This is a genomic window from Streptomyces sp. DH-12 (genome assembly GCF_002899455.1).
In the GTDB taxonomy this organism is placed as follows: Bacteria; Actinomycetota; Actinomycetes; order Streptomycetales; family Streptomycetaceae; genus Streptomyces.
The window spans coordinates 1-15,976 of the sequence record NZ_PPFB01000002.1 but is presented as its reverse complement, the minus strand read 5'-3'; the positions used below and the strand labels follow the sequence as shown (position 1 = coordinate 15,976).

The window sequence follows — 15,976 nt, the reverse complement described above, 5'->3', positions numbered from 1 at the left end:
CGATGCAACCCCCGTGGCCCGCCAGCAAGCACATGCCACGTCGTCCCCAACGGACCCTACCGACGAAGGTCACGAACCTCGATGGAGATACGCCGTGCTGGGCGGTCGTGCGCGCCGAGGTGCGACACAGGCCCTTTCGCTGCTCATCGCTCCTCAGCCGCCTTCCGCGCTGCGGCCTGCTGCACCTTCCGGTGGCCATCGAGCAGGGTTTTCAAGATCCCGACCAATGTGTTCGTGTTGTCGTTGTACTCCTGCGTGGCTAGGTCGTGCACCAGGCGCAGGATGAAGGCGAGGTTGTCTTGTTCCCGGCTGTAGAGCAGCACGCGGCAGTTGCCGTCCGTCGGCAGCTGGTCGGGCAGGTGGCCGATGTTGTGCTCAGCCAGCCGCTCGGTGATGCGCTTGATGATCCGGGAGCCGGCCCGCTGCGCCCCGTCGAAGCGCACCAGGGTCTCGACATACCACATGTCGTAACCGCCGATGGCGGCGAGGTAGTCGGGCAGCTTAGCCCACGCTTCCTCGACCGTGGACGCCCCAGACATCTTCGGTACCGCCATGCTTCCGTTCGTCAAGTGTCCAGACCCCTCCTCGTTGGTCCGGCGGAAGCCGGAGCTGATGTGACGCCAACTCACCGACACATTGTGATCGTTGTCGGCTACTGGGAGCACGCGCTGGTGGAGTTAGCCGCTGTCGACGCCACCTTGTGGGCAGCTCAGGAGATCAAGTTTTCGGAAGGGGAGCCAGATGGCAACGCCGCGGGATTCACCGTCGATCTCCCTATCGCACCTGGAGCGGTGTCTCGAGGCACTCTGGAAGGTCGTTACCCTCGCCGCGGCCCCGCCGGAGACGTCGGCGTTACTCCCTCATGTCCTGACTTCACCTAAACAACGAAGGGCCCTGCCAGTCGACCAGGCCCTTCTGCGGTTCCTCGTCAGGAAGCCGGAGGCAGCGTCCGGTCCGCCAACTGCCCGACCGTCACCATCCGGGCCGCGTCCCAACCGGGCTGGGGCGGAAGGCTTCGGAGTAGGCCCCGCAGCCTCTTCGCCTCCACCACGGTCACGCCCTGCAGTTCGAGCCGTCCGCGCGGCGCCGGGATCTTCGCCCCGTGCACGGCAACTACCGGGCGGACTGCGACGCCCAGCGCGCTGGCCGCCTGTTCAGCCTCCCAGACCACCGTTTGCAGGGCGCGGGACTGGTCGTATCGGCCGTACCGGAGGGTGCCGCCCTGTACGGTCAGCTGCGACTTGTCCGACGTCCAGTTCTTCGTGTCGACGTACAAGGCGCCGGCGGCCGTGAAGACCAGGTGGTCCAGGTTCGCGCGGCTCCCCGGGATGGCCCGATCGTGGAGCACGACAGCGTGGCCCCGGCGGACGAGCGGAGCCAGGAGCCGAGCCGTCCGGACCTCCCCGGCGGCGCCCACCGCCCAGCTGTTGTGGGTCCGCCGGTATAACCGCCGGACGCCGAGCCCGGCGACGACGAGCGCGGCGACCATGCCAAGCTGCCAGTTCCCCACGGTGGCCACAGCCCCGCCGACCACCGCGGCGGCCGCCGCGAGGAGTGGCAGTACCACCTTGGCCCGCTGATGCTGTGCCGCCCGTTCCGACGCCCGTGCGGCCTTTCCCATCCGTCTCGCACTTGTGCCCGCGCTGCCCCGGTATCCGGCCGTCGCCATGCGCTGCCCTCCCTCGTCACGTCCTGTATCGGGACAGTAGCGGCGGGCGGTCCTACCGCGCAGGAGGGCCTACGGACACGGTGAGCGGTTTACGTGGCACGAGCGTTCCCGTCCGCGGCGGATCGGTTGTGCCGGAGCAAAGGCTGGCTACGGGAGGGGGGAGGGGTGGCCCGGGACCGGTTCGCCGCCGAACCCGCCGGAGTCGGGCCGGGCGCCGTACTCCCGCCGTCGCGCGTGACGGGCGCGTGAGGAGACCGCACCGCCGGCCGTGGTCGAGGGGGAGCAGCTGCTGCCGCGATGTGGCCGGGCCCGTCGTGGGCGCTCCGCTCAGCGCGGCGCCGTGGGTCCTACCCGTCCGGCGAACTGGGAGACTTGAGCGGTGAGCACCCCCCGCCGCCCGTTGGGCACCGGATTTCGTCGCGTCGAAGAACAGTCGCCAGTTGGCGACTGCCGGGAGCGCGGCCGGACAGCTGCCGAGCGGGCCGCCGTCGAGCCGCCCGCCCCGGCCGCCGAGGAAGAGGTGGTGCAGGCACGGCCTGCGGGTCGACGCCGGTTGGGCACCGGGTTCCCCGCCTATGGGCCCTCGTCTGAGGGCGAGATTTAGGAACTTTGCAGGTCAGACGAGGTAGCAGTCGCCCGGACTGTTAACGTCGGCCGGTCCGGGAGCCGGATGCTGACGGGCCGTCCGATCCACTGGACCGGGGGTGTCCGCGCGGGGTCGACGCGCGCCGAGGTTATGTCCTCGTCCGACTGACCGTTGAGCACCAGGCGCGCAGGCCCGCCGCCGTTGTGGTGCGTGAGCCGGGTCGGCCCACCGGCCCGCAGCGCGGTGCAGGCCGGGAGACACGCCCGATCGACATGGGCTCGCCGTGCGGCGACCGAGGCGCTGAGCGAGTCGCACTGCTTGATCGTCGCTGGTACGACGGGTCGAGCAACAGGGAGCCATGGTCTGGTGGTCACGTGTTGTTCTCTTTGTCGGGTCCTTGCTCCCTCAGTACCCGCATGGCCTCCGTGAAGACGGGAAGCAGGCCGTCAGCGAGGTAATAGCCTCCGGTCTTGGACCAGCCTTGCTTGTCGGGGGTGGTCGGCTTGAACGGTGGCGTGATCTCGGGGGACCAGTCGCCTCGCTCGGCACCGCGGCGGATGGCCTTGGTGATGGTCTGGGACGGGCCGCGCAGCGCAGTCTCTCCCCACTTGGCGCGGAAGGACGGCCCGTCGACCCATCCCTCCCCCTCGATCGCCGCCTCTACGAGCACCAGCGTGCGGGCGTTGGTGTCGCGCAGGAGCTTCACGGCTCGGTCGACGGTCCATTCGGCGTCGGTGGTGACCGTGGCGTCAGAGCCGATGCGGGCAAGGAGGTCGGCGAGCGCAGCGATGACCTCCGGTGACGCCGGGTCGGGGAGCTTGATCGTGATTTCCACGGAGAACGCCTCTCAGGTAACTAACCCGGAATTAGCCCGGGATAGAAGAGTTCCATAATCTCTCAGAGTGAGTCCAGGGTTATTCCAGGGTTTGGCTGACCAACTTCGGCACGTCGGAGCTGAGTTAGGTCACCCTTGGCGGTTATTCTGCTTGGAATAGCCGTCACCTAGGGGAAGGGACCCGCATGGCCCATACGCGAGGCTCCGGACACGGACACAGCCCGAAGGGCGAGCGACCGGATCCGACCGAAGCGCCTCCCTACGGCTCACCCTTGGGGAGCCAGGGCAACTCCCTCGCCGAAACACACGTCAAGATCACCGGCGCGATGTTCTGGGAGTCGACCGGGTACGCACTCGGCGCGGCCGAGAAGTTCCTCCGCCACGGCGACATCCTCAGCGGGGTGCGCGCGCTGGCCGGGTACCGCGATCAGGCCGAACGCTGGAATAACTACCCCGACTACCCGGTCGAGGCCGCGCGGTGACCATCGAACGACTGGAACGACTGGACCCCGACCCCGGCGGCGCTGAGCTGGAGGTCATCGACGCCGAACTCGTCGGCCCCGAGCAGCAGTCGGAGCCGGTGCGCTACCTGCTCACTCGGCACACGATGCTCGCCCCCGGCGAGATGCCACCGCGCGCCGACGAGCGACCGCCGTGGACGGAGGACGACTTCCGCATCACCGAGGAGGACAAGGAAGACCTCGCCGAGCCGGACCTCGCCGAGAACACGCGGATCAACCGGGACTCCACCATCCGCGCCTTCCAGCAGTGGTGCGCGCGGCAGAATCCGCCGCGGGTGGCCTATCCGTGCACCACGGCGACGTACACCTCCTACGGCCTGCACCTCATCCGTCGCGGAAAGGCAGGGGAGTTCAAGCCGGACACGGTCCGCCAGTACATGAGCCGCATCTGGAACTGGCAACCGGCCGACATGCGACCCGACCCCACGCGCGTCCGCGGGAAGATCCGGCTCTGGCGGCAGGAGTGGGCGGCCGCCGGCGGGGAGGTCGACCGCGCGGCCGCGCTCACCCTTCCCTACCTGCTCAAGTGCCTCGAGCAGTGCGACGAGTCCACGAACATCGGCAAGCGGGACGCGTTCATGCTGACGCTTGCCTACTCCAACCTGCACCGGCGCGCCGAGCTGACCGACCTGCTCGTCAAGCACGTGCGGATCCTGCCCACGGGGCTGCTCGTCACCACGGCGACGTCCAAGACGGACCGGCAGGCCAAGGGCGCCACCGAGTTCATCGCCGACCGCGACGACATCCGCCTGGTCGACCGCGCCAAGGCCTGGTTCGCCGTACTCAAGGAGCTCGGCGCCCACGCTCCGGACCTCCCGGTCTTCCGGGCCCTGACCGTCACCGGCCGGCTCGCGAACCGCAAGCTCGCCACCCGGCGTGGGGAGCGCATGAAGGGCGGCGCGGTCAACGACCGTGTGCAGCTCCTCGCCGGCCGGGCCGGGATCCCGTACCTGGGCGGGAAGAAGGTGCGGGCACACAGCCTGCGGGCCGGCCCGAACACCGACATGATCGCGGCCGGGGTGCCCCTGCGGGAGCGCAACCGCCGCGGTCGCTGGTCGGAGGGCTCGAACACCGCGGACACGGTCTACGACCGGACCCTCGTCAAACCGGGGGACGACCCGCTGACGAAGGTGCCGCTCGGCGGCTTCGACGGCACTGCCTGACAACGGGGCGCCGCCCGCTGGGAGTTCAGCGGGCGGCGTTCCACTCCCGATCGAGGATGGCGTGCACGACGGAGTCACGCCACTTCCCGGCCTTGAACACGTGCTCCCGGATGGTCCCCTCCTCGACCATGCCCGCGGCCTCCATCGTGCGGGCGGAGGCCGTATTGAGGGGGGAGCGTGCACCCCAGACACGGTGAAGGTCCAGATCGTCGAACGCGACGCCGAGGAGCAGCTTGACCGTCTCCAGCCCGTACCCGACGCCCCAGGAAGCGGGGCGCAGCGCGAAGCCCATGGTGGCGCCGCGCTGCTGGTGCGGGTCGGTGGCCAGGCGGCCGAACCCGATCAGCTCTGCCGTGTCCCGTTCGATGACGGCAAGGGCGTACTCGGTGCGGGGTGTTGCGGTGGCTGCGGCGATGGACCGCTTCACGATCTGTTCGACCTGATCACGACTGCGCGGTTCAAAACTCAGGTGCTCCGTCGCCTCGGCGCTGCCGTAGACGGCGAACACGGCTCCCACGTCGTCAGGAGCGAGTTCCCGCAGCTCAAGGCGCGCGCTGGAACGTTCTACCGGGTGCATGCCCGGACTTTACCTGTGTGGCAGAGCGGGTCGGCTGGTGGGGAACGCCTCGATCTCCGCACGCAGATCCCGCGCAACGACGGCCTCGCGGGCGGGGCCGCCCGTCAGGGCGTGCCGGACCCGCATCGCCGACATGACGATGCCGTTGTTGCGGTGCGAGGCGGGCAGGTCGAGCACCGGCCGGATGGCCGCGGCCGCGCCGTCCAGGTCCCCGCCGTAGAGGCGGACGAGCGCCAGGTCGCACTGAGAGCCGGCGAGGTCGCCGAAGGCCCAGTTCGGGGCGGTGGGGTCGCTGAACCCTTGCACGGCCTGCTCCGCCTGCTGGACGAGCTGGGCACCGCCGTGGCCGAGGAGAGCCTCGGCCTCCACGGTGTAGTAGAGCTGCTTCTCCGAGGCATAGGTGAACAGTCCGCCCAGGGCGTCCAGATCGTCGGGGACGACGCGCTCTCGCCGGTCGGCGGCCTGCTGGTTGGCGGTGCGCACCGTCTCCTCGTCGCCGAGCACCGCGGCGGCACGCGCCTGCAGACCGAGGAGCCACAGGCCGACGGTGCCGCGCTGGTGCTCCGCCACTGCTGCGCCCTGGTTGGCGTAGTGGTAGGCGTCAGTGGGCTTGTCCGCCCAGTAGGTGATGAGGGACTTGAGGCCTTCGGTGGCTGCGATCAGGCCGGCGTGCTCCGCGTCGCGGGCGCACGCGGCCGCGACGCGGGTCATGGTGAGGGCCTGGTGGGGGACCTCCATGTCGTTGAATCCCTTGGCGACCATGAACGACAGGACAGCGCCCTTGACGTTCAAGTCACGCAACTGCGAGGGTCGGACCCGTCCGCCCTCCAGCAGGCGGAAGACCTGCTCCTGGGTCTCCAGCAGGTCGTCCCAGATCGCCGAAAGCGGTTCGCGCGGGTATGCGGCGGCGAGCCGCTGCACCTCGTCATCGAGCAGCCCGAGCGTGTCCTCGCCGACTCGCTCGCGGTCGGCCCCCAGAAGAAAGTCCTTCGCTCGTCGCACAGCCATCGCGCCCGTCCTTTTCATGTCGTCCAGGCCCGCACTGGAGCCCGTGGGGGATGTATTTGGTGACGCGTCCGTGAGCGGAGCGAACTTGGGTGTCGCGCTGTCAGGCGCCTCCGTCCATAACGTCTCGATGCTGTACCCGAGCATCTCGACAATGACCGGCCGGAACACCCGTTGGGGCTTGCGGCCCTCGTAGATCCACCCCTCGACGGTCTTGGGAGCCGGTTCGTCCGCGTTCTGCAGCCCGAGCCGTGCGGCGGCTTCCCTGTACCGGGTCAGGAAGTCGTCGGGATGGCGGATGCCGCGGGCTTCGCAGGTGCGCCGGAAGAACAACATGGTCTCTCCCATCCCTCTGCCGAGCACGTCACCGCCCCGACGGTAGAACGCTTTCCTAGGCAAGTTGCCCTGTTCCGAAGCGACTTAGCGGTTCCGAGGTAGATCCGGGGAACTTCCGAGGAAGTGGGCCAACTTCGCTCCAGATCCCGAGGTCGGTTTGGGGGTGGAGCCGTCCGGGGCTGATTGCCACGCTCTTAGGAAAGTCGCTCAGAGTGCCCAGGCGTGCACAATCGCGAACCAAGGAGTTCCGTCCTATGCCACCCAGAGAAGCCGGATCGACCAGCCTGTTGGAGGCTTCTTCGGTACACGCCGGTTCCGTCTTTCCACCGGCCTTCGGCATGGTGATGCGCGCAGCCCCGGAAAGCGTCAAGGCCGCCCGCCGCGTGACCAGGGCATGGGTTCGCTGCTACAGCCGGATGCCGCAAACACAGGTCGACGCCCTCCTGATCGTGGTGTCCGAACTGTGTACCAACGCAGTCGTTCACGGCCGGGGGCCGTCCGTGGAAGTCCGCGGCTGCATGCAGGCCCCGGGCCAGATCCGCCTGGAAGTGCACGACGGCTCCCCCTCAGCCGTCCCCTCACCGCAGTACGCCGGCCCGGATTCGGAGAACGGGCGCGGTTTGCTCTTGATCGACATACTCGTGTCCGAACTCGGTGGGTGCTGGGGGTTCACTCCAGACGGCACCTGCGCCTGGTGCTGCCTCCCTGCCGGGGAGGGACAGTGACCACTTCCGATCTTTCCCAGTTCGCCGAGCAGCTCCGCGGGCACCTTGCCCGGCCGGTCACCATCGCCGTGGCGAACGAGGCCGAACAGGACGCGCATCGCGTGGGGACGGCCCGGAAGCTGACCGCGGCCCGGCTGCGCCACTTCGGCCTCGAGGCGCTGGTCGACGACGTCACGCTCATCGTCTCCGAGCTGGTCACCAACGCCATCCAGCACGGTGACGGCAAGCAGATCACCATGACCGTGACGGTCCGGGACGGCTTCCTGCGTCTGGCCGTCCACGACGGGACCCCCGGCCGGCCGGTCGCCCGCAACGCCCCCGACGACGCCGAGCGCGGCCGCGGCCTCTTCTTCGTCGGCATCCTTGCGGCTGCGCACGGCGGCACCTGGGGAACCGACCACGACGGCGCCACCATCTGGTGCGCCCTCGCCGTGGACGACAGGCCATGACCGCGCCCGGTACCGTCCCCCGCTCCACCCGCCCTGTGAGCCCGTGGACGCCACCCCTGGACATCGGGCAGCTCACCACCGTGCTGGACCGGCTCCGCGGCTGGACCGCGTTCGACGGCGGCGCCCTGCTGGACGACGTCGCCGCCGCCCTGGACGACGTCTTCCCGCCCGAGGCGTACACTGCCCAGCTCGCCGAGCGGCTCCGCGGGCACCTCGCCCGACTGGTCACCATCGCCGTGGCGAGCCAGGCCGAACAGGACACTGCCGCGGCGCAGCTCGTCCTGCGCGCCCGCACGCTGCAGACCGCCCCCCTGCCCGGCGAGTACCGGGCGGCGACAGCGCACCTGCGCCGGCTGGGCTGGACCGCCAACGAACTCCACGACCGGCTCGCCGCCCTCCGCTGCCTCGAGGAGGCCGCATGACCACCGCCCGCACCACCCTGCCCCGTACGAGGAATACCACCGTGCGCCCCGACCCGCGCCTGATCCCTTTTGTCATCCAGCGTGAGGGAGAGGAAGCCGCCCCCGACAACCTGCGGTTCACCCCGATCGGAGGCGGCCGTTACCGGCTCCGCTACGCCGACGAGGACCCCCGCGACCGCGACCTGCGGGGTGTGCTGTGGGCCCGCTGCGGCTTCGGCCCCGTCGATGACCAGGAGCGGCCGATGGGACGGCCGCAGTGGCGGATGATGCACCCCCTGCGGCAGCGCGGCTGCATGCAGACACTGCGCTGCCAGGTGTGCGCCGGACCGGCGCGGACCCCGCTCGGCTGGATCTTCCTCGCGGGCCCGAACACCGTGGACCCTGGTGACGAGCCGGTGCTCACCAACCAGCCGCCCGTGTGCCCGGAGCACGCACACGCTGCCGCGGAGCTGTGCCCGCACCTCACCGCCGAACCGACGGTGCTCCTCGCTCTCAGCGCCCCGCTGTACGGGGTGAACGGCGTCGGCTACGGCGTCCGCGACGGAAACGTGCAGGTCGTGGAACGCCCCGACGGGCCGATCCCGTACGGCCATCCGCTCCTGTCGACCGTTCTCGCCTCGCAGATGGTCCGCAGGCTCGGCGTGTTCCGGCTGCTCAGCCTCGACGAGCTCTTCACCGAGTTGGAGAGCACCGCATAGCCCTTGCTCGGCGGCCCGTGTGTCCCCTGACCGGGCCGCCGAGCAGGTTCGACTCCCGGCGCGGGGCGCACTGTCCGACTCGTGTTCCCCCACGGCAAGTTCACCGTCCCGAGCCGGGCCTCATCGCCCCTTTGCCGCTCCGTTCCTCAACCGGGCGGCAAGGACATCACCCTTCAAGGGAGGCACCTGTTGAACCCTCTACGCCTCGCTTTCGCGGAACCGCTCCCCACACAGGGCCGAGATCCCGCCGAGGTCCCCACGATTTCTACGCCGGCTCGTCACCCCTGGCCACTCGCATCCTCAGCGCCATGACCACTGAGAAGCCGGCCTCCTCGTTCCTCCGGAGACCTGGCCGGCCCCCGCCATCCTGGGCAGTGAACCGGAGGAGTCCCGCCCGCCGACGCTTCCGGATTATCAGGCGATGCGCGCCCACCTCGTCCGGCACCAGCTCATCGGCTGATGCGCGGGTTCCCGTACCTACGGCGTGCCGCACCCTGGTGCCGCGAGAGGCTACGGCCAAGCCACCGCACGCAACCAGGAGCATCAAATGACCGTCGTACTGACGACCGACCACCCCGCTTGGCACAGCTACAGCGACGGCACACATGCCCGTGCCGTCCGCACCGCCTCCGGGATCTGGGCTGTGTCTCACGACCGGGACGGCATTCACACGACCTGCGTGGACGGCACCGAGGACTTCAAGCCCAAGTTCGTCAGCACCGACCCCGCCCATCTGCCGCCCACGGCACCGGCCTCTCTCCGCGAAGGGCTCGCCCGGCTCGGAGTCACCCAGCGGCTGGCGAACCCATGGCTGTGGGACGCCGTCACCACCGCGATCCTGCGGCAGGTCGTACGCGCCGACCAGGCCCGCAAGCTCTACCGCGCCTGGTGTCGTACCTACGGCACCACCGTCGAGGGCCCGCAAGGCGCGCTCTCCGTGGCGCCCGCGCCGGCCGTGGTCCTCGGCCTGACCGAAGAGCAGTTCACAGCCGTCGGCGCGAGGTTCCACCGCACTGCCCTGCTGGCCGCTGCAACGGAGTACGAGCGGAAGCACCACGCCTGGGAGAACCTGCACGCCGGCCCTCTGGCCACCGCCCTCACGTGCATCCCCCGCGTCGGCCCGTGGACCGCGGCTGCCGCCGCCTGCGACTTCACCGGCGACTTCGGAACCTACCCGCACGACGACCTCGCCGTGCGGACCTGGGCCGCCAGGATCGCCCCCGCCTACCCCTGGCCCGACAAGAAGGACAAGACGTTCGGGCCGCTATGGACCGGCTGGGCCGGTTCCGACCGCACAGCCCTGCACACCCTGACCCTCTCGACCCTCACCTGGGGCGCGCACGCCCCCACTGATCTGGAGGACCCATGCGGCACTTGACGCTGCTCTCGGGCGCTGACCCCGCCCACCCGCTCGACGCCGTATTCGTCAACGCGCCACTGCGCGACTACGGGCTGCGGCCACGCACCAACGACTACACCCTCCCCGTGCTGGGGATGGCCTACATCGCCACCTACGCCCAGCGCGCCGGATTCAACGTCGGTGTCCTCGACGCCGAAGCGCACGGGCTGGGCGTCGAAGAAGCGGCGCAGATCATCAACGACACGGCACCGCGCTGGGCCGCGATGAACCTCCTCGCCCCCACCTACGAGATGTCCGCGCGCATCGCCGAGAAGCTGGACCCGCAGATCGCGCTCATGGTGGGCGGGCATCACGCCAAGGCCATGCCGGACCGTGTCCTCGCTGACCCCCGTATGCGTCACCTCAAGGCCCTGGTTCTCGGGGAGGGGGAGTTACGCGTCGCGGCCCTCCTGGAGGACGTGCAGCACCGCCGGGAGCTGCCTGGGGTGCTCTGGCGCGACCCGGTCCTCGGCAGCCGGGCTGGCGGCGTGGCCGACCCCTGCACCAGCGGGCAGATGCTGGGCCCCGACATCAACGGCCTGCCGTACGTGAACCGGGCTTTCCTGCCGCAGGACCCCTACCGTGCGGTGCCCACCCCCACTGACCGCCGCCTCGCCGCGAGCCGGGCAGCTGGATGGCTGACGACCGGCGCCGCCCACGGGCACCTGGAGGCGAACATCGTCGGCAGCCGCGGCTGCCCGTACAACTGCACCTTCTGCGGGGCCGCCTGGAGCGCCAACCCCGACGTGAAGATCCGGGTTCGCTCCCCCGAGAACATCATCGGCGAGCTGGACTCGCTAAACGCCCGGTACGGCGTGACCGCATTCCGGTTCGTCGATGACCTGTTCCTCGGCGCCAAAAGGGTCATCGACGAGCAGATGGAAGCCTTCACCCGGCACCGGATCGGCGACCGGTACGTGTGGGACGCAACCGGACGCATCAATGTCCTCGACCGCTGCACGGACCATGAGCTGGAGAGGCTCGTCGCCAACGGGCTGCGGGAGGTCGCCCTGGGGATCGAGTCCGGCAGCGACCGCGTCCTTGCCGCCATGGACAAGCGCATCGACGCCGAAATGACCGAACGCGTCGCCCAGCGCCTGGTCGCCCACGGCATCGGAGTGAAGGGCTATTTCATCCTCGGCTTCCCCGGCGAGTCCTCGGACGACCTCACCGCCACGGTCCGGCACATCCGCAACCTGTGGGCCATCGCCGACCAGCACCCCGGCGACATCCGGGCCAGCGTCTTCGAGTTCCGGCCCTATCCCGGCACCCCGGTGTGGCAGACCCTCATCAAGGACGGTTACAAGGCGGACGAACTTCTCGCCTACGGCGACGTGGACCTCACCCAGGACGGTGCCGAGGAGTCCATGCGCCAGCGCGACGAATTCAATTTCAGCGTCGGGATCCAGTTCGGGGATGTCCCCCTTGAGGAGATCCGGGCCACGCTTGCCCTGCTCACCCGCGAACAGTACGAGCGGAACCGGACGACCGGACTGGAAGCCGCCGCATGACCGGGGCGCGCAAAGGAATCTTCGTCAGCATCGACGGACCGAGCGGAGTCGGGAAGTCCACCACCATTCGGAACCTGCGCACTGCTCTGTCCACCCGGAGTGTCGCCGCTCAGTGGACGGTCGAGCCGCCCTCGGGCGACTTCCTCGGTGACTTCACGCGCACGCACGGCGGTCAGCTTCACGGCATGGCTCTGGCCTGCCTCGTCGCAGCCGCGCGGTACAGGCACGTGGAAACCACCATCAATCCAGCCCTTGCCCGCGGGGACCTGCTCATCTCCGACCGGTACGTGGCATCCACGTTCGTCCTTCAGCGGCTCGACGGCGTTCCCCTCGACTTTCTCCGCCTTCTCAACGCCTATGCGCCACCGCCCGATCTGGCAGTGATCCTCACCGCTGCCCCCCACACGATCGCGGGCCGTGTCGCCAGAGCTGGTGTGACGCATCGCTTCCGAGCAGACCCGACTGCACCGGCCCGGGAGGTCGAGCTGTACCAGGACGCCGCGGCATCCATCGAGGGCATGGGCGCCAAGGTGCTCGGCATCGACACCACCGAGATCACCCCACCGGAGGTTGCGCAGCGAATAGCCGATGCGATCCTCGCCCTCCCGCTACCGTCGGAGGCTTCAGCTACCTCCCCGACCCCTCAGGAAACATGAACGGACAGCCGGCACAGCCCACCATCGACACCCACGTCCTGCTCCGTGACGGCGAGAAGATCCTCCTCTCGCAGAGAGGCGGCCCTTACGGCTACGGTCGGTGGCACCTGCCGTCCGGCAAGCTCGACCAGGGCGAGCCCCTGACCGTCGGGGCGGCCCGAGAACTGTTCGAGGAGACCGGCGTCAGGACTGACCCCGCTCAGCTCCGGCTCCTTCACGTCGTGCACCACCAGGAAGGCGGATTCGAGCGGATCGGCTTCTTCTTCTCGGCTACCGAGTGGGAGGGCACACCCGTCAACAAGGAGCCGGCCAAGTGCCTCGCGCTCGAGTGGTTCGCCGACCATGACCTCCCCGAAGACATCATCGAGTACCCGGGAGCGGGCCTACGCGGCTGCCTCGACCAGTCCGCCGGCACCCTGACCCTGCATGGGTGGAAGTAACACCCGCCAGGCAGCCCTCTGCCCGCCCTGAAACCCCCGCTCCGGCGGGGGTTTCAGCGTTCCTCCCGCCTCAGGCGGCACCGAGCGGGCGTGGTTCGCGCAGTACAGGTCACTGGGGAGACCGGCCATCTCCGCATCCGCGTACCCACCGGCGCCCCGGACGACCAGGCAGCCACGCTGCGGGCTCTGCCCGCCTGGACGCGCAGCACCAACGGCTGTACCGATGTTCCCTGCGGCCGAGGACCATCTGCTGCCCGCCATCGAGTCGGCCGCCTCGCCTACGTACGCCCTCCAGCGCTCGCCGGGGCTGGCCTCCTGACCCTGAATTCGACCACGGGGGACCGACCGTGCCATACTGCTCCCGGCAGCCAGCGCCTGCCCGCTCCGAGTCACAGTGGCCCACGTCCGCCGTGACGGCGAGGACAAGGTTCTTCCGAATCGCGCCCAGCACTTCCGCCAAGGTCATCAGACATCCGTGCGGGGGACGTGGGCAGCCCTGCGAGGAGAACCCGATGACCCAGAACCGCCGTCACAAGCTGTGGATTCACGCTTTTCAGGCCGCCACCGGCACGACGTACATGGCCGCTCACCGCCGCCAGCTCAGCTGGCCGACCCTGGCCGAAGTGATGGAAGAGCACAGGACGCTCACCGACTTCGGCATCGGCGTCTTTGACTCCGATCGTCTGACCGTTGGCCGGCGGCGTGCCGAACTCGCAGCCGCGCGCGAGCGGCTGCGACGCGAGGAGAACCTGGTCCTAAAGACGGCCCAGTGGCTGTATAACAACGTCATGCCGATCAAGACGCGCTCCGCCAACAGCTACGGTGTGAAGCATTTGATCGAGGACGCGACGGACGTCTACATGCCCAACGGGGTCTTCATCGCTGCCGCGCTCATCGTCGGATACCCCTTCCGGTACGACGAGCCGAACGTGCTGTTCGGCATGAGTCAGCGGGACTTGAACAAGCTGAGGTGAGCCCGGGCCCGTGAGGCCGGCGGTGGCGTTGTCCTCCCACCCGTCGACCCGCTGGAAGTAGCCGTTCATGGAGCGGGAGTGCCGAGCCCAACCGCCCTGGTCCGCGATCGCTACGGCGTCCTTCCCGCGCTTGCGGGCCGTCGTCGCTAGGCCGATGCGGAGGGAGTGGCCGGTCCAGCCGAGGGGGACCCCGGCCCGGACGCTGATCCGCTTGACGGCCCGGGTCACGGAGTCCGGGACCATGCCGCCAGTCACGTTGCCGTGCCGGTCGACGCCGACGAAGGCGGGCGCGTCCGGCTCCGACCAGCGCGGCGCGGCCTCGGCGGCCAGGCGAGCCCGGTACGCCTTCCACGCCTCCACCGGGCAGACCTCCGGGTCAGCCTGATAGTTGATCTTCGCGTCCCGGACGGAGTGCTTGGTCTTGCCGGTGAGGACGGACACGACCAGGCCGCGCGGCGTTAGGGTGACGTCCCCGGCGAGGAGGCCGGCGGGGTCCTGCGCCCGGGAGGCGTAGTGGAAGCCGGTCAGGATGAGCGCCTTGTCCCGGGCCCCGGCGAGGGTGTCGGGGCAGGCGCGCACCACCCGGTACAGGTCGGGCACCTCGGCCGCGGCCGCCTGGCCCCGGCCGCGCCGTTCCCCGGCCTGGAGCAGCTTCACGGCGGCGGCCCCCAGCCGCGCCCGGGCCTCCGCCTGGTCGTCCCGGCTCACCTCCACGCCACGGCGGCGCAGCTCCACGACGACCCCGGCGAGGATCGTCCCGGCGGACGACGGCGCGTAGCCCTTCCCGCTCACCTGGCCCCGGTCCAGCATCCACACGACGAACGTCACCAGGAGGCCGCGGGTCGCCTCCTCCTCGGGCAGCTCGCGCTCAGCACAGAACCGCGTCCAGACCCTCCATGCCTTCTCGTACGTGTCGGTGGTGTTGGCGGGCGTGAGGCGTCGCTGTACCTCGTCGGCGAACTCCTCGGCGTCCTGGAGGCGCTGGGCGACCTCCACACCGTGGCGCTCGGCCCACTGGGCGAAGCGGGCGGCCCGCTCGTCGGGGACGGCGGTAACGAGTGGCCCGGGGGCCTCTCCTGACGGGTGCTCGGGGGCGGTGGTCAACGGGCGCTCCTCCTGCGGTTCCTGACGTCGGATAAGGAGAGGTTATCCGACGCCAGACGGGGACGGACGGCAACAGACGGAAGCGGATCGCAACATCACCCAGGCGTCCGCGAGGGTGCGGAGCCAGGAGCGAGCGGAGCCGGGACGCACGGCAGCGCGCGGCTTGCGCAGGAACCGGGGAGTCCTCTGCCGCTGTGTAATGGGTATGCGTGAACGATGGACGAAGCGGCGGCTGGTCGCGTGGGCCCGGGGGCTGGTTGCGTCGCAGAAGACGCGCAGACGCCTCCTGCTCGCCGTGGGCTGGACGCTGGTGGCGGCCGTAGCGGTCGGAGCGGTGCTGCTGGTGTGGCGGGGGCCGTGGTGGTTGGACGCTGACCATCTCAAGGGCAAAGGTCCGATGCCGGGACAGGCGGCCCTGGCGACCGGGTTCCGCACGGCGGTGGTGCAGCTCCTTGCCGTCCTCGGCGCCGGCATCGCGCTGCTGTTCACCGCATCCACCTACCGACTCACCCGGCGTGGTCAGGTCACCGACCGGTTCGTCAAGGCATTGGAGCGCCTGGGCTCCGACCAGATGTACGTCCGCATCGGCGGCGTCATCGCACTGGAGCAGATCGTCCAGGACGCCCCGGATCAGGCCACGCACGCGACGCAGGTGTTGAACGCGTTCATCCGGGAGCGCGCGCCACGCCCCGCACCGAAGCTGCCACCGCCGTCCATCCCGCAACGCTTGCCTCCTGAACCTGCGGCGGATGTGCAGCAGGCACTGACCACACTCACCCGCCCACAGAACCGCCACCACGTTGACCCCGACCAGCATCCTGACCTCACTGCCTTGCATCTCACCGGCGCCCAACTCGGCGGCGCGGACCTCACCCACGCTCAGCTCAACGGCGCGGACCTCACCCA

At 69.7% G+C, this 15,976-nt stretch carries 17 protein-coding genes; 11 read left to right on the top strand and 6 right to left on the bottom strand.

What is annotated here, in order from left to right; all coding sequences use genetic code 11:
* Positions 1-143 precede the first annotated feature (143 nt).
* From C1708_RS33035 to C1708_RS33025, 3 genes are all read right to left on the bottom strand, one after another.
* A complete protein-coding gene (locus C1708_RS33035) occupies positions 144-554 on the bottom strand; it encodes a hypothetical protein (RefSeq protein WP_106416605.1) in 411 nt (136 codons plus the stop codon).
* Positions 555-928: 374 nt separating this feature from the next.
* Positions 929-1,669, bottom strand: a complete 741-nt coding sequence (locus tag C1708_RS33030; RefSeq protein ID WP_106416604.1) for a nuclease-related domain-containing protein — start codon at positions 1,667-1,669, stop codon at positions 929-931.
* 956 nt (positions 1,670-2,625) lie between these two features.
* Positions 2,626-3,090, bottom strand: a complete 465-nt coding sequence (locus C1708_RS33025) for a hypothetical protein (RefSeq protein WP_106416603.1) — start codon at positions 3,088-3,090, stop codon at positions 2,626-2,628.
* Positions 3,091-3,362: 272 nt separating this feature from the next.
* Between C1708_RS33025 and C1708_RS33020 the strand changes: the two genes are divergently transcribed.
* Both C1708_RS33020 and C1708_RS33015 read left to right on the top strand, forming a co-directional pair.
* Entirely contained in the window at positions 3,363-3,572 is a 210-nt protein-coding gene (locus tag C1708_RS33020) for a hypothetical protein (protein WP_106416602.1), read from the top strand.
* Entirely contained in the window at positions 3,569-4,774 is a 1,206-nt protein-coding gene (locus C1708_RS33015) for a tyrosine-type recombinase/integrase (protein WP_106416601.1), read from the top strand. Before C1708_RS33020 ends, C1708_RS33015 begins: the two co-directional genes overlap by 4 nt.
* Before the next feature lie 25 nt (positions 4,775-4,799).
* On the opposite strand, the gene C1708_RS33010 is transcribed toward C1708_RS33015, so the two are convergent.
* A complete protein-coding gene (locus C1708_RS33010) occupies positions 4,800-5,351 on the bottom strand; it encodes a GNAT family N-acetyltransferase (RefSeq protein WP_106416600.1) in 552 nt (183 codons plus the stop codon).
* Positions 5,352-5,360: 9 nt separating this feature from the next.
* The gene (locus C1708_RS33005) at positions 5,361-6,692 is read right to left on the bottom strand and encodes a hypothetical protein (RefSeq protein ID WP_241911489.1); all 1,332 of its coding nucleotides are present in this window, start codon (positions 6,690-6,692) and stop codon (positions 5,361-5,363) included.
* A 254-nt stretch (positions 6,693-6,946) separates the two neighbouring features.
* On the opposite strand from C1708_RS33005, the gene C1708_RS35985 reads away from it, so the two are divergent.
* The 8 genes from C1708_RS35985 (at position 6,947) to C1708_RS32960 (ending at position 12,992) form a co-directional block, all read left to right on the top strand.
* A complete protein-coding gene (locus C1708_RS35985; protein WP_106416599.1) occupies positions 6,947-7,417 on the top strand; it encodes an ATP-binding protein in 471 nt (156 codons plus the stop codon).
* Entirely contained in the window at positions 7,414-7,866 is a 453-nt protein-coding gene (locus C1708_RS32995; protein ID WP_241911488.1) for an ATP-binding protein, read from the top strand. The genes C1708_RS35985 and C1708_RS32995 overlap by 4 nt, the downstream gene beginning before the upstream one ends.
* Positions 7,863-8,288 carry a DUF6415 family natural product biosynthesis protein gene (locus C1708_RS32990; protein WP_106416598.1) on the top strand — a complete coding sequence of 142 codons (426 nt, stop codon included), beginning with the start codon at positions 7,863-7,865 and terminating at the stop codon, positions 8,286-8,288. The genes C1708_RS32995 and C1708_RS32990 overlap by 4 nt, the downstream gene beginning before the upstream one ends.
* Positions 8,285-8,986 carry a hypothetical protein gene (locus C1708_RS32985; protein ID WP_106416597.1) on the top strand — a complete coding sequence of 234 codons (702 nt, stop codon included), beginning with the start codon at positions 8,285-8,287 and terminating at the stop codon, positions 8,984-8,986. Before C1708_RS32990 ends, C1708_RS32985 begins: the two co-directional genes overlap by 4 nt.
* A gap of 547 nt (positions 8,987-9,533) precedes the next feature.
* Positions 9,534-10,364: a DNA glycosylase family protein gene (locus tag C1708_RS32975; RefSeq protein WP_106416595.1), complete on the top strand. Its 831-nt coding sequence runs from the start codon at positions 9,534-9,536 to the stop codon at positions 10,362-10,364.
* A complete protein-coding gene (locus C1708_RS32970; RefSeq protein ID WP_106416594.1) occupies positions 10,352-11,896 on the top strand; it encodes a B12-binding domain-containing radical SAM protein in 1,545 nt (514 codons plus the stop codon). Before C1708_RS32975 ends, C1708_RS32970 begins: the two co-directional genes overlap by 13 nt.
* The gene (locus C1708_RS32965; RefSeq protein ID WP_106416593.1) at positions 11,893-12,552 is read left to right on the top strand and encodes a dTMP kinase; all 660 of its coding nucleotides are present in this window, start codon (positions 11,893-11,895) and stop codon (positions 12,550-12,552) included. The genes C1708_RS32970 and C1708_RS32965 overlap by 4 nt, the downstream gene beginning before the upstream one ends.
* Positions 12,549-12,992 (top strand): NUDIX hydrolase, encoded by a 444-nt coding sequence (locus C1708_RS32960; protein ID WP_106416592.1) that lies wholly within the window; start codon positions 12,549-12,551, stop codon positions 12,990-12,992. Before C1708_RS32965 ends, C1708_RS32960 begins: the two co-directional genes overlap by 4 nt.
* 755 nt (positions 12,993-13,747) lie before the next feature.
* On the opposite strand, the gene C1708_RS32950 is transcribed toward C1708_RS32960, so the two are convergent.
* The gene (locus tag C1708_RS32950; RefSeq protein WP_198602780.1) at positions 13,748-15,070 is read right to left on the bottom strand and encodes a site-specific integrase; all 1,323 of its coding nucleotides are present in this window, start codon (positions 15,068-15,070) and stop codon (positions 13,748-13,750) included.
* A gap of 295 nt (positions 15,071-15,365) precedes the next feature.
* On the opposite strand from C1708_RS32950, the gene C1708_RS32945 reads away from it, so the two are divergent.
* Positions 15,366-15,976, top strand: a 611-nt coding sequence (locus tag C1708_RS32945) for a pentapeptide repeat-containing protein (RefSeq protein ID WP_198602779.1), incomplete at its 3' end; no start/stop codon positions are given.

Bases quoted from the DNA above. Each gene is read 5' to 3' on its own strand.
- C1708_RS33035 (WP_106416605.1), bottom strand. From the start codon at position 554: ATGGCGGTACCGAAGATGTCTGGGGCGTCCACGGTCGAGGAAGCGTGG.
- C1708_RS32990 (WP_106416598.1), top strand. From the start codon at position 7,863: ATGACCGCGCCCGGTACCGTCCCCCGCTCCACCCGCCCTGTGAGCCCG.
- C1708_RS35985 (WP_106416599.1), top strand. From the start codon at position 6,947: ATGCCACCCAGAGAAGCCGGATCGACCAGCCTGTTGGAGGCTTCTTCG.
- C1708_RS32960 (WP_106416592.1), top strand. From the start codon at position 12,549: ATGAACGGACAGCCGGCACAGCCCACCATCGACACCCACGTCCTGCTC.
- C1708_RS33010 (WP_106416600.1), bottom strand. From the start codon at position 5,351: ATGCACCCGGTAGAACGTTCCAGCGCGCGCCTTGAGCTGCGGGAACTC.
- C1708_RS32975 (WP_106416595.1), top strand. From the start codon at position 9,534: ATGACCGTCGTACTGACGACCGACCACCCCGCTTGGCACAGCTACAGC.
- C1708_RS32965 (WP_106416593.1), top strand. From the start codon at position 11,893: ATGACCGGGGCGCGCAAAGGAATCTTCGTCAGCATCGACGGACCGAGC.
- C1708_RS33030 (WP_106416604.1), bottom strand. From the start codon at position 1,669: ATGGCGACGGCCGGATACCGGGGCAGCGCGGGCACAAGTGCGAGACGG.
- C1708_RS32985 (WP_106416597.1), top strand. From the start codon at position 8,285: ATGACCACCGCCCGCACCACCCTGCCCCGTACGAGGAATACCACCGTG.
- C1708_RS33005 (WP_241911489.1), bottom strand. From the start codon at position 6,692: ATGTTGTTCTTCCGGCGCACCTGCGAAGCCCGCGGCATCCGCCATCCC.
- C1708_RS32970 (WP_106416594.1), top strand. From the start codon at position 10,352: ATGCGGCACTTGACGCTGCTCTCGGGCGCTGACCCCGCCCACCCGCTC.